At 60.0% G+C, this 12206-nt stretch carries 9 protein-coding genes; 2 read left to right on the forward strand and 7 right to left on the reverse strand.

Translation table 11 applies throughout. The features are described from left to right. Positions 1 to 71: 71 nt before the first annotated feature. The 4 genes from ACZ0A4_RS01620 to emhA all read right to left on the reverse strand — a co-directional run bounded on the left by ACZ0A4_RS01620 (position 72) and on the right by emhA (position 7513). Entirely contained in the window at positions 72 to 1331 is a 1260-nt protein-coding gene (locus tag ACZ0A4_RS01620) for an OprD family porin (RefSeq protein WP_463572793.1), read from the reverse strand. A gap of 414 nt (positions 1332 to 1745) precedes the next feature. Then, a complete protein-coding gene (emhC, locus tag ACZ0A4_RS01625) occupies positions 1746 to 3206 on the reverse strand; it encodes an efflux RND transporter outer membrane subunit EmhC (RefSeq protein ID WP_463572794.1) in 1461 nt (486 codons plus the stop codon). Further along, a complete protein-coding gene (gene emhB / locus ACZ0A4_RS01630) occupies positions 3203 to 6352 on the reverse strand; it encodes an efflux RND transporter permease subunit EmhB (protein WP_141129403.1) in 3150 nt (1049 codons plus the stop codon). Before emhB ends, emhC begins: the two co-directional genes overlap by 4 nt. 3 nt (positions 6353 to 6355) lie before the next feature. After that, the gene (emhA, locus tag ACZ0A4_RS01635; protein ID WP_463572796.1) at positions 6356 to 7513 is read right to left on the reverse strand and encodes an efflux RND transporter periplasmic adaptor subunit EmhA; all 1158 of its coding nucleotides are present in this window, start codon (positions 7511 to 7513) and stop codon (positions 6356 to 6358) included. Positions 7514 to 7779: 266 nt separating this feature from the next. Here emhA and emhR point away from each other — a divergent pair, with 266 nt between their 5' ends. Further along, the gene (gene emhR, locus ACZ0A4_RS01640; RefSeq protein WP_038358223.1) at positions 7780 to 8412 is read left to right on the forward strand and encodes an efflux system transcriptional repressor EmhR; all 633 of its coding nucleotides are present in this window, start codon (positions 7780 to 7782) and stop codon (positions 8410 to 8412) included. A gap of 381 nt (positions 8413 to 8793) precedes the next feature. Here emhR and ACZ0A4_RS01645 read toward each other — a convergent pair whose 3' ends face one another. Genes ACZ0A4_RS01645 through ACZ0A4_RS01655 form a run of 3 tightly spaced genes read right to left on the reverse strand, consistent with a single transcriptional unit; the run spans position 8794 to position 11375 of the window. Beyond that, the gene (locus tag ACZ0A4_RS01645; protein ID WP_463572798.1) at positions 8794 to 9843 is read right to left on the reverse strand and encodes an alkene reductase; all 1050 of its coding nucleotides are present in this window, start codon (positions 9841 to 9843) and stop codon (positions 8794 to 8796) included. A gap of 28 nt (positions 9844 to 9871) precedes the next feature. Further along, complete coding sequence (locus ACZ0A4_RS01650) at positions 9872 to 11038, reverse strand: MFS transporter (RefSeq protein ID WP_095049162.1); 1167 nt, start codon at positions 11036 to 11038, stop codon at positions 9872 to 9874. A 34-nt stretch (positions 11039 to 11072) separates the two neighbouring features. Continuing rightward, positions 11073 to 11375: an ArsR/SmtB family transcription factor gene (locus ACZ0A4_RS01655; RefSeq protein WP_463572799.1), complete on the reverse strand. Its 303-nt coding sequence runs from the start codon at positions 11373 to 11375 to the stop codon at positions 11073 to 11075. Between the two features lie 170 nt (positions 11376 to 11545). On the opposite strand from ACZ0A4_RS01655, the gene ACZ0A4_RS01660 reads away from it, so the two are divergent. Next, on the forward strand, positions 11546 to 12124 hold the full coding sequence (locus tag ACZ0A4_RS01660) for an acyl carrier protein phosphodiesterase (RefSeq protein WP_463572800.1): 579 nt from the start codon (positions 11546 to 11548) through the stop codon (positions 12122 to 12124). The last annotated feature ends 82 nt before the right edge of the window (positions 12125 to 12206 follow it).

A 12206-nucleotide genomic window follows, 5' to 3' on the forward strand; every position in this document is an offset into this window, starting at 1 on the left:
TCAGTCGACATCTCTTTTGAATGTCACGCCGCTTTCGCGAGCAAGCTCGCTCCCACAGGGGGGATGTGTGTTTAGAGAAGGCTGATCGGGTAGCTGACGATCAAGCGGTTTTCGTCGAACTCGTTGTTGCTGTAATCACGACGCATGGTCGAGTTGCGCCATCTGAAGTTCAGATCCTTGAGCGTGCCGCTCTGCACCGTGTAGCCCAGTTCCGATTCGCGGCCCCATTCCTTGCCATCGGTGACCGTCCCGGTGTGCACGTTGTCCCCGCTGATATAGCGGTTCATCAGCGTCAGGCCCGGAACACCCATGGCGGCGAAGTTGTAGTCGTGACGCAACTGCCAGGAGCGTTCCTGTGCATTGTCATAACTGGCGTTGTAGCTGTCGTTGGCCAGCGTGCCGCCGCTGGTGCCGTTGACCCGCATCCACGCGCTGTCGCCGGTGAGTTTCTGCAGGCCGACGTAGAAGGTGTTGCCGCCGTACTTCGCCGAGAACATGCCCGACCAGGTTTTATTGTCGAGATCGCCGGCGCGGGCGCTGCCGTCGTCCTTGCCGTAGAAGAAGCCGAGGTTGGCGCCCAGCGTCCAGTCGCCGAGTGGCTGGCTGTGGATCAGGTTCACATATTGCTGGCTGTAGATGTCCTTGAGTTCGGCGTTCCACAAACCGATTTGCGTGCGTTTTTCATTGAAAACGTATTCACCGCCCTGAAAGTTGAAGCGATCAGAGGTGAATGCCGCTTTGCCGGTCATCGACATGTCGCTCATGCTGCTGTCGTCGCGCGGGCTGTTGGCGCGGAACTGGCCGCCGTAGAGAGTCAGGCCGTCGATTTCCTTCGAGGTGATCTGGCCGCCACGAAAGGTTTGCGGCAGCGAGCGACCGTCGTCCGAACGCAGAATCGGCAGCACCGGCATCCACTCGCCGACCTTTACTTCGGTCTGGGAAAATTTGGCCTTGAAGGCAACGTTGGTGCGGCCGAAGTTGTCCGCCGGGCGTCCATCGTGATCCAGCGGCAGCAATTGGGTGCCGCCGGTGCCTTTGCCGCCATCGAGTTTCACCGAATATAAACCGAGCACGTCCATGCCGAAGCCGACGGTGCCCTGAGTGAAGCCGGACTTGGCGTCGAGGATGAAGTTCTGCGTCCACTCTTCAGCCTTGCCCTGGGCCTTGGTCGGGTTGGTGAAGTTGCGGTTGATGTAGAAGTTGCGCAAGTTCAGGTTGACCTTGGCCCCTTCAATGAAACCGGCTTCTTCAGCCGCAGCGGGCAGCGCCGCGCCGGCCAGGGCGAGGGCGAAAAGGCCCGGAAGTGCGTAGGGCGCAGGGGAGGTTGTCATAGCTGGGGTCTCTCTTGTTTTTTTAAGGCGAACGGGTGCGCTGCCACCGGGTTTTCGGGGTGCAGACATGAAAAGTGTTCAGGGTGAAACGACGGCAATCAGCCGGACGGGGCAGGGCGCGGGAGCATGGTGTCGAACCTGTTGTTATTGGTTTTGTGGAGCGAATGGTGCGGGGCGCGGATGTTCGGATTCAATTGGGTAAAGCGGGTTTTGGGCGATTATCGAACGCAAGATTGAGCCGGGTGTTTTGGGTGAATGTGCGGGCCTCTTCGCGAGCAAGCTCGCTCCCACATTTGGAATGCGCTCCCTTGTGGGAGCGAGCTTGCTCGCGAAGGGGCCCGTCCAGACACCACAACTTTCAGACAGGCAACAAAAAGCCCACCAATCGGTGGGCTCCTTGTATTCAGCCGATGATCAGAACAACTTCATCTTCGGCGCTTCTTCTTTCAGCTGTTCGTTCTGCGCGGTTTGCGCATTCCAGCCACCGCCCAGAGCCTTGTACAGGTTGACCGCACTGGTCAGCTGCGCGAGGCGGTCGGTGATCAGCGCTTGTTGCGCGCTGAACAGCTGACGCTGGGCATCGAGGAAGGTCAGGTTGCTGTCGACGCCGATGCGGTAGCGACGCTCGGCCAAGCGGTAGTAATCCTGGTTGGCCTGCACGAAGTCACGCTGCGCTTGCAGCTGCTCGGTGTAGGTCTGACGTGCGGCGAGGCCGTCGGCGACTTCCTGGAAGGCCGTTTGAATGGACTTCTCGTAGTTCGCCACGCCAATGTCCTTCTGGATCTTGGCGGCGTCGAGGCTGGCGCGCAGGCTGCCGGCGTTGAAGATCGGCAGGTTGATCTGCGGCTGGAACAGCCACGTTCCCGAACCACCCTTGAACAGGCCGGACAGATCCGGGCTCAGGCTGCCCGCGTTGGCGGTCAGGCTGATGCTCGGGAAGAACGCGGCACGGGCCGCACCGATGTTGGCGTTGGCCGCTTTCAGGTTGTACTCGGCTTGCAGGATGTCCGGACGACGTTGCAGCAAGTCCGAAGGCAGACCCGGCGGCACGTCGCTGAGCAGGTCATCGGCCAGCGGTTTGGCCGCTTGCAGGTTGGCCGGGATACCGGTGCCGAGCAGCAGGGTCAGGCTGTTTTCGTCCTGCGCCACCTGGCGGGTGTAACGTGCCAGTTGTGCCCGGGCGTTTTCCACGGATGTGCGCGACTGCGCCAGATCCAGCGCCGAAGCCACGCCGACTTCGTTGCTGCGGCTGGTCAGCTTGTAGCTTTCTTCGAAGGCACCGAGGGTGTCTTGCGTCAGCTTGAGCAGTTCCTTGTCCGCTTGCCAGGTCAGGTAAGCATTGGCGACGCTGGCGACCAGACTGATCTGAGTGCTGCGACGTGCTTCTTCAGTGGCGAAGTATTGTTGCAGCGCTTGTTCGCTCAGGCTACGCACACGACCGAACAGGTCGAGTTCGTAGGCGCTGATGCCGACGGTGGCGGAGTAGGAGCTACTGATGCTCGACTCGCCGGTCTGCGAGGCACGGGCCGGAACCCGTTGACGGCTACCGCTGGCATTGGCCGAAACGGCCGGGAACAGATCGGCACGCTGAATGCGGTATTGAGCCGCATAGGCGTCGATGTTCAGCGCCGCGACGCGCAGGTCGCGGTTGTTTTCCAGGGAGACCTGAATCAGCTGTTGCAGCGCCGGGTCATGGAAAAACTGCTTCCAGCCTTGCTCGGCAGCGGCCTGCGCCGGAGCCTGGGCCGGCGAATACGCCGGCCCCTGCGGGTACTGACCTGCGACCGGAGCCTCAGGCTGCTGATAGTCAGGTATCAGCGAACAACCGCTCAGCACGAAGGCGGCGACTGCGATGGAGAGTAGCGACTTGCTCATTGGCCAGCCTCTTTAGGAGTTTCAGTAGCTTCATCCTCGTCAGCGATCTTACGCTGGCCGATGGACGAAACCGTAACGAAGAACAGTGGGACCCAGAAGATCGCCAGGATCGTGGCCGTGAGCATACCGCCAATCACGCCCGTACCGATCGCATGTTGACTGCCTGAACCGGCGCCGGTGGAGATCGCCAACGGTACAACACCGAGGACGAAGGCCAGCGAGGTCATGATGATCGGGCGCAGACGCATACGGCAGGCTTCAATCGCCGCATCCCGCAGGCTGCGTCCCTGTTCATGCAGTTCCTTGGCGAACTCGACGATCAGAATGGCGTTTTTAGCCGCCAGACCGATGGTCGTCAACAGACCTACCTGGAAGTACACGTCGTTGGACAGACCGCGCAAGCTAGTGGCCAGCAGCGCACCGATGATCCCCAGCGGTACCACGAGCATCACCGCGATAGGAATCGACCAGCTCTCGTACAGCGCCGCCAGACACAGGAACACCATCAGCAGCGACAAAGCGTACAGCGCTGGCGCTTGCGAACCCGACAGCCGTTCCTCATAGGACAGACCCGTCCAGGAGATACCGACACCGGCCGGCAGCTTCTTGGCAATCGCTTCGACTTCGGCCATCGCTTCACCGGTGGAGTAACCCGGCGCCGGAGAACCGAGGATCTCCATCGCTTCTACACCGTTGTAACGCGCCAGTTTCGGCGAGCCGTAGATCCACTCGCCCTTGGCGAACGCGGAGAACGGCACCATGGTCCCGGCACTGTTGCGCACGTACCACTTCTTCAAGTCTTCAGGGCTCATGCGAGCACCGGCCTGACCTTGCACGTAGACCTTCTTCACTCGACCACGGTCGATGAAGTCGTTGACGTAGCTACTACCGAAGGAGATCGACAGGGTGCTGTTGATATCGGCGATGCTCACGCCGAGGGCCTGGGCCTTCTGATCGTCGATTTCCAGGTGGTATTGCGGCTCGTCGTTCAAACCGTTCGGACGCACCTGATAGAGCACCTTGCTCTGCGCCGCCAGACCGAGGAACTGGTTACGCGCTTCCATCAGTTTTTCGTGACCGATACCGGCGCGGTCCTGCAGGAACACGTCGAAACCGGTGGCGTTACCCAATTCCAGTACCGCTGGCGGGGCGAAAGCAAACACCATCGCATCGCGGAAGCTGAAGAAGTGTTGCTGTGCACGTTGGGCGAGGGCGAACACGCTGTTGCTCGCGTCACGCTCATCCCACGGTTTGAGCATGATGAACGCCAGACCCGAACTCTGACCGCGACCGGCGAAGTTGAAGCCGTTCACGGTGAACACCGAGGCGACCGCGCCGGATTCTTTCTCCAGCAGGTAGGAACGCATTTCGTCGATCACGACTTGAGTACGTTCGGCACTGGAACCGGCCGGGGTTTGCACCTGGGCGAACAGTACGCCCTGGTCTTCTTCCGGCAGGAACGCGGTCGGAATGCGGGTAAACAGCCAGATCATGCCGACCACGATCAGCACATACGCCAGCAGATACGGGGCTTTGCGCGACAGCATGTTGCCGACACCGCGCTCGTAGCTTCTGACACCACGATCGAAACTGCGGTTGAACCAACCGAAGAAACCGGTTTTCGGCGTGCCGTGCTCGCCTTTCGGAATCGCCTTGAGCATGGTCGCGCAGAGCGCCGGGGTGAAAATCAGCGCGACCAGTACCGACAGGGCCATGGCCGAAACGATGGTGATCGAGAACTGCTTGTAGATCACACCGGTGGAACCGCTGAAGAACGCCATCGGCAGCAATACCGCCGACAGAACCAGGGCAATACCGACCAGTGCGCCCTGGATCTGGCCCATGGACTTCTTGGTCGCTTCCTTCGGTGACAAGCCTTCTTCGCTCATCACCCGCTCGACGTTTTCCACCACCACGATGGCGTCGTCCACCAGCAAGCCGATGGCCAGCACCATACCGAACATGGTCAGGGTGTTGATGCTGAAACCGAAGGCCGCGAGGATGCCGAACGTACCGAGCAATACCACCGGCACAGTCATCGTAGTGATGACGGTGGCGCGGAAGTTCTGCAGGAACAGGAACATCACCAGGAACACCAGCACGATCGCTTCGACCAGGGTTTCAACTACACCTTTGATCGACTCGGTCACCACTGGCGTGGTGTCGTACGGGAACACCACTTCCATGCCTTGCGGGAAGAACGGCTTGAGCTCGTCAATCGTCTTGCGCAGGGCTTTGGCGGTGTCGAGGGCGTTGGCGCCGTTGGCCAGTTTCACCGCCAGACCGGAGGACGGTTTGCCGTTGAACTGAGCAGAAATGGTCGAGTTCTCACCACCCAGACCGACGTCGGCAACATCACCGACGCGCACTTGCGAGCCGTCCTGATTAACCTTCAGCAGAATCGCCTTGAACTGCTCGGCAGTCTGCAGACGGGTCTTGCCGATGATCGTGGCGTTCAGTTGCTGGCCTGGCAGCGCCGGCAAACCACCGAGCTGACCGGACGACACCTGGACGTTCTGCGCCGAAATCGCGGAGCTGACGTCAGCCGGGGTCAGGTTGTACTTGTTCAACTTGGCCGGATCGAGCCAGATGCGCATCGCGTACTGGGCACCGAAGACCTGGAAGTCACCGACACCGGCGGTCCGCGAAATCGGATCCTGCATGTTCGACACGATGTAGTTGGACAAGTCGTCCTTGGTCATGCTGCCGTCACGCGATACCACGCCGATCACCAAGAGGAAGTTTTTCACTGCCTTGGTTACGCGGATACCTTGTTGCTGCACTTCCTGCGGCAACAGCGGGGTCGCGAGGTTCAGCTTGTTCTGAACCTGCACCTGCGCGGTGTCGGAGTTGGTGCCTTGCTCGAAAGTCGCGGTGATGGTCATGCTGCCGTCGGAGTTACTTTCCGAGGACACATAACGCAGGTTGTCGATACCGTTGAGCTGCTGCTCGATTACCTGGACCACAGTGTCCTGCACGGTTTGCGCCGAAGCGCCCGGGTAGGTCACGGAGATCGCAATGGCCGGCGGCGCAATGCTCGGGTACTGGTTGATCGGCAATTTCAGGATCGAAAGTGCCCCGACCAGCATGATCACCAGGGCAATTACCCAGGCGAAAATCGGACGGTCGATGAAGAATTTTGACATGGATTACTCCCCTTTGCCGCCGGCGGCTTTGTCAGCTGCCTGAGCGGGGGCCGGGTTCTTGTTGCCTACGTTAGTGGCTTCGGACGGGCTCACCTGAACACCCGGACGCACGTATTGCAGTCCTTCGGTGATCAAGCGATCGCCAGCCTTCAGGCCGTCTTCGATCAGCCACTGGCTGCCGACGGTGCGGCTGGCCTTGAGCTGACGCAGCTCGACCTTGTTGTCGGCGCCAACGACCAGAGCGGTCGGGGTGCCTTTGAGGTCGCGGGTCACGCCTTGTTGCGGCGCCAGAATGGCCGCAGCGTTGACGCCGGCCTGCAACTGGGCACGAACGAACATGCCTGGCAGCAGGGTGTGATCCGGGTTCGGGAACACTGCGCGCAGGGTTACGGAACCGGTAGTCGGGTCGACCGTGACTTCGGAGAATTCCAGCTTACCGTCGAGCTTGTACTGGCTGCCGTCTTCAAGGGTCAGTTTGACCGCTGCGGCGGTATCGCCGGACTTCTGCAGGCGACCGCTTTCCAGCTCGCGGCGCAATTCCAGCAGCTCAACCGAGGACTGGGTGACGTCGACGTAAATCGGGTCCAGTTGCTGGATCGTCGCCATCGCGTCGGCCTGGCCATTGCTGACCAGTGCGCCTTCGGTGACCGAAGAACGACCGATACGGCCGGAGATCGGCGCGTAAACCTTGGTGTAACGCACGTTGATCTGCGCGCTCTGCAGCGACGCTTCCGATTCCATGCGGTTCGACACAGCGGTGTCGTATTCCTGACGGCTCACGGCCTGCTCATCGACCAGTTGCTTGTAGCGGTCGGAGATCGACTTGGTCGAACGCAGATTGGCTTCGGCGCTTTTCAGGGTCGCTTCATAGACCGACGGATCGATCTGATACAGCTGCTGGCCGGCTTTGACATCGCCGCCTTCCTTGAACAGACGCTTGAGAATGATGCCGTTGACCTGTGGACGCACTTCAGCGATGCGGAACGCACTGGTGCGACCCGGCAGTTCGGAGGTGAGGGTAAACGCTTGTGGTTGCAGGGTGACGACGCCGACCTGAGGCGGTGGAGCGGCCGGTGCCGCTTCTTCCTTTTTACATCCGCTGAGCAGCGATGCCAGGGCGACGGCAGTGACCAGAGCGGTAACAGCTGGCTTGAATTGCATGAAGATCCTCGGGTCAGGCGCGCAAAAAGCGCACAAGAAGTGTGTAAGGGTAAAAAAAGGATACCGGGTGGATAAGTAGCTTGCTAAGGAATATACTTACGTTCATGGTTGTTTGTAAATACCTTTGCCGCGTACCCAGCCCGTTACAAAAGTCGTTGCAAGGTTTGAAATTGTAGGCCGGGGAGCCGATCCGCGAGAGATCGCCCCCTCTTTATTCAGCGGATATTCAGCCATCCCTGAAACATCCTGTTTGAGGTTTTACTGTCATGGTCCGTCGTACCAAAGAGGAAGCTCAAGAAACCCGTAGCCAGATTCTGGAAGCGGCGGAGAAAGCCTTTTATGAAAGGGGCGTCGCCCGTACGACGCTGGCCGATATTGCGACAATGGCCGGTGTTACGCGCGGCGCTATTTACTGGCATTTCAGCAATAAGGCGGACCTGGTTCAGGCTATGCTCGACAGCCTGCATGAGCCGCTGGATGAATTGGCTAAGGCCAGTGAGAGCGAAGACGAACTCGACCCACTGGGCTGCATGCGCAAATTGCTGATTCATTTGTTTCATCAAGTTGCGCTGGACCCGAAAACCCGGCGTATCAACGAAATTCTGTTTCATAAGTGCGAGTTCACCGATGAAATGTGCGATTTGCGCCAGCAGCGCCGGGTGGCCAGTCTCGAATGCAATGAGCGCATCGGGCTGACCCTGCGTAATGCGGTGAATCGCGGCCAGTTGCCGGAAGATCTCGACACTGCCCGCGCGGCCATCAGCATTCACGCTTACATCGATGGCCTGCTGTATGGATGGCTTCTGGCGCCGGACAGCTTTGAGCTGCATGCCGAGGCCGAGCGTTGGGTCGATACAGGGTTGGATATGCTGCGCCTGAGCCCCAGCCTGCGCAAATGAAACAAAATGCGTAATTGGCACAGCTTATGTCAATTGGCCTGCCTTTATATAGCTTCGCAGCGGGGGAGTCTAAACGTAGCGAGCTACGCATTTTGTAGGGAATTTGTGTCGTCCATGTGAATGAGTGTGAGCGGCTTGCCCTCACCCTAACCCTCTCCCAGAGGTAGAGGGGACTGACCGGGGTGATCTTTCGAGATACGCGGACCTGAGATATCAGGTCGAACGCCAGATTTGAAACGCACACAGATCGGCTCCCTCTCCCCTGGGAGAGGGCTGGGGTGAGGGGGCTACGTACTCAGCCGCGCAACCATTCTCCAGGCGAACACAAAAAAAGCCCCCGACTCTCACAAGTCGGGGGCTTTCGCGTTTCTGCGTGATGCCTTACAGCGCTGGATAGTCGATATAACCGACCGGCCCCTTACCGTAGAACAGCTCCGGACGCGCATCATTCAACGGCGCATCAGCTTTCAAACGAGCCGGCAGATCCGGATTGGCAATGAACGGCACGCCGAACGCCACCGCGTCAGCCTTGCCGCTGGCCAGCCACTCGTTGGCGCTGTCCTTGGTAAAGCGTTCGTTAGCAATGTACGGGCCACCGAAAGCTTCTTTCAGTTGCGGGCCGAGGCTGTCGGCGCCTTCTTTCTCACGGGAGCAGATGAACGCGATGCCGCGCTTGCCCAGTTCCCGTGCGACGTAGGTGAAGGTTTCCGCCAGGTTGTCGTCGCCCATGTCATGGGAGTCGGCACGCGGTGCCAGGTGCACACCCACGCGACCAGCGCCCCAGACTTCGATCGCCGCGTCAGTCACTTCCAGCAGCAGACGTGCACGGTTTTCCAGCGAGCCACCGTAATTGTCGGTGCGCTGGTTGGTGCTGCTTTGCAGGAACTGGTCGAGCAGGTAACCGTTGGCGCCGTGGATTTCCACGCCGTCGAAACCAGCGGCTTTGGCGTTTTCGGCACCGGTGCGGTAGGCGTCGACGATGTCGGCGATTTCAGCGGTTTCCAGAGCGCGCGGGGTTGGGTAGTCGGCCAGTGGGCGCACCAGGCTGACGTGACCTTTTGGCTGGATCGCGCTCGGTGCCACCGGTGCTTCACCGTCGAGGTACGACGGGTGCGAGACGCGACCGACGTGCCACAGTTGCAGGAAGATCTTGCCGCCAGCGCCGTGAATGGCTTTGGTGACGTTGGCCCAGCCACGCACTTGATCGTTGGACCAGATGCCCGGGGTGTCCGGGTAGCCGACACCCATTGGCGTCACCGACGTGGCTTCGCTGAGGATCAGGCCAGCGGAGGCGCGCTGTACGTAGTATTCGGCCATCAGCGCGTTTGGTACGCGACCTTCGTCAGCGCGGCAGCGGGTCAGCGGCGCCATGATGATGCGGTTGGCCAGCTCGATGTCGCCCAGTTTGATCGGATCAAAAATAGTTGCCATGTCTACAACCCTCGTAAGTGGAAAGTAATCAGTTAGTTGCCGGGGCCAGATCGGCATTGCCGTTCTGACGGAAAGTAATCAGCGTCACCAGCAGCGCGAGCACCGCCAGCGCGGCGGCGGCGAGCGGCACGCTGGTCAGGCCGTAACCGTGGGCGATGACGCTGCCGCCGACCCAGGCGCCGAGGGCGTTACCGACGTTGAACGCGCCGATATTCAGGGTCGAAACCAGGTTCGGTGCGGCTTTGCCGAAGGTCACCACGTTGACTTGCAGCGCCGGTACGGCGGCGAAACACGCGGTGGCCCAGAGGAACAGGGTGATTTCGGTCGGGATCAGCGCGACGCTGGTCCAGGTCAGCACGGTGGAGACCACGGCCATGGCGATGAACACGCCGATCAGCGTGGCGGCCATGCCTTTGTCGGCGAGTTTGCCGCCGATGATGTTGCCGACGGTCAGGCCCAGGCCGATCAGCATCAGCGTCCAGGTCACGCCACGTGGCGATACACCGGTGACTTCGCCGAGCAGCGGGGCGACGTAGGTGAACAGAGTGAATACGGACGCGGCGAACAGCGCGGTCATGCTCAGCGACAGCCAGATTCCGGCCCCTTTGAGGGCGGCGAGTTCGGCGCGCATGTCGAGCTTCTCTTCGTCACGTTTGGCCGGCAGGAAGCGGATCAGGCCGATCAGCGCAATCACGCCGATAACGGTCACCGCCCAAAAGGTCGAGCGCCAGCCGTATTGCTGACCCAGCGCAGTGCCCAGCGGCACACCGAGGACGTTGGCCAGGGTCAGGCCCGTGAACATCAACGCCACCGCCGAAGCACGCTTGTTGGCCGGCACCAGATTGGCCGCCACTACCGAACCGATGCCGAAGAACGCACCGTGACACAGAGCGGTGATCACACGGGCAAACATCAGCACGTTGTAATCACTGGCGATGGCGCAGAGCAGGTTGCCGACAATAAAAATGCCCATCAACGCCACCAGTGCCGCTTTACGCGGCAGTCTGGCCGTGGCCATTGCCATGAACGGCGCACCGATGGCCACGCCGAGGGCGTAACCGGTCACCAGCCAGCCGGCGCCGGGGATCGACACACCGAGGTCGGCCGCCACATTGGGCAGCAGGCCCATGATGACGAATTCGGTGGTGCCGATGGCGAAGGCGCTCAAGGCGAGGATGAGTAGCGAAAGGGGCATGCTTGTTTCCTTGTCGGCTGGCTGACGTTAAGGGTCAGAGCTCTTTACTGAGGGTGCTGAGGAACGCCTGGATCACGTCCTCGTTACGTTTGAAAAAGTGCCATTGCCCGGCCTTCTGGCTGCTGATCAGCCCGGCGCGTTGCAACGTTGCGAGGTGCGCGGAAACGGTCGACTGCGACAGGCCGCAGCGTTGATCGATCTGCCCGGCGCAGATGCCGTACTCGTGGTTGTGCAACTGTTCCGGAAATTCGTTCTTCGGGTCTTTCAGCCAGTTGAGGATGTCTCGCCGTACTGGGTGCGCCAGGGCTTTTATTATTTCGTCGAGGTCGAGGGTCATGGCAGTGTGCTCACAATGTGTACAACGCTATATCGCGATATGGCGAAATATAAATCGTTAGATCGCGATACACCAATATGATTTTGATCTGACGTCAGCATAAATTGGTATATCGCGTTATAACGATACATGGGTGTATGGCTTATGGGTCTCAGTGCTAAGCTGCGCCCATGAACTATCTCGCACATCTACACCTTGGTGGCCAGCGCCCCGGGCAATTGCTCGGCAGTCTGTATGGCGATTTCGTCAAAGGCCGGCTGCAAGGGCAGTTTGCGCCAGAGGTCGAGGCGGCCATTCAACTGCATCGACGGATTGACGTGTTCACTGACCGCCATCCGTTGGTGGACATCGCGCTGGGGCGCTTTTCCGATACGCGGCGCCGTTATGCCGGGATCGTCCTCGATGTGTTTTTCGATCATTGCCTGGCGCGGGACTGGCGGTTGTATGCCGAGCAGCCGCTGGAGGTATTCACCGCAGATGTGTATCGGGTGCTGACCCACGAACGGCAACTGCCCGAGCGACTGGCGAAGATCGCCCCGCATATGGTTGCCAATGACTGGCTGGGTTCGTATCAGGAGTTTGAAGTGCTGGAGCAGGTGTTGCGCGGGATCTCGCGGCGGCTGACTCGGCCAGAAGAATTGGCGGGAGCGATGCAGGAATTGCGGCGGTTGTATGAGCCGCTCAGCGAAGACTTCAGGCTCTTCTACCCACAACTCCAGGACTTCGCACAATCCCCACCAACACACTGAATCCCTGTGGGAGCTGGCTTGCCAGCGATGGCGTCAGCACATTCAACATTCGTGACGGCTGGTCTACCGCTATCGCTGGCAA

The sequence above is a fragment of the Pseudomonas sp. AC172 genome, from assembly GCF_979258595.1.

Excerpts from the sequence above, each read along its gene's own strand:
- ACZ0A4_RS01620 (WP_463572793.1), bottom strand. The coding sequence starts at position 1,331 with ATGACAACCTCCCCTGCGCCCTACGCACTTCCGGGCCTTTTCGCCCTC.
- emhC (WP_463572794.1), bottom strand. The coding sequence starts at position 3,206 with ATGAGCAAGTCGCTACTCTCCATCGCAGTCGCCGCCTTCGTGCTGAGC.
- emhB (WP_141129403.1), bottom strand. The coding sequence starts at position 6,352 with ATGTCAAAATTCTTCATCGACCGTCCGATTTTCGCCTGGGTAATTGCC.
- emhA (WP_463572796.1), bottom strand. The coding sequence starts at position 7,513 with ATGCAATTCAAGCCAGCTGTTACCGCTCTGGTCACTGCCGTCGCCCTG.
- emhR (WP_038358223.1), top strand. The coding sequence starts at position 7,780 with ATGGTCCGTCGTACCAAAGAGGAAGCTCAAGAAACCCGTAGCCAGATT.
- ACZ0A4_RS01645 (WP_463572798.1), bottom strand. The coding sequence starts at position 9,843 with ATGGCAACTATTTTTGATCCGATCAAACTGGGCGACATCGAGCTGGCC.
- ACZ0A4_RS01650 (WP_095049162.1), bottom strand. The coding sequence starts at position 11,038 with ATGCCCCTTTCGCTACTCATCCTCGCCTTGAGCGCCTTCGCCATCGGC.
- ACZ0A4_RS01655 (WP_463572799.1), bottom strand. The coding sequence starts at position 11,375 with ATGACCCTCGACCTCGACGAAATAATAAAAGCCCTGGCGCACCCAGTA.
- ACZ0A4_RS01660 (WP_463572800.1), top strand. The coding sequence starts at position 11,546 with ATGAACTATCTCGCACATCTACACCTTGGTGGCCAGCGCCCCGGGCAA.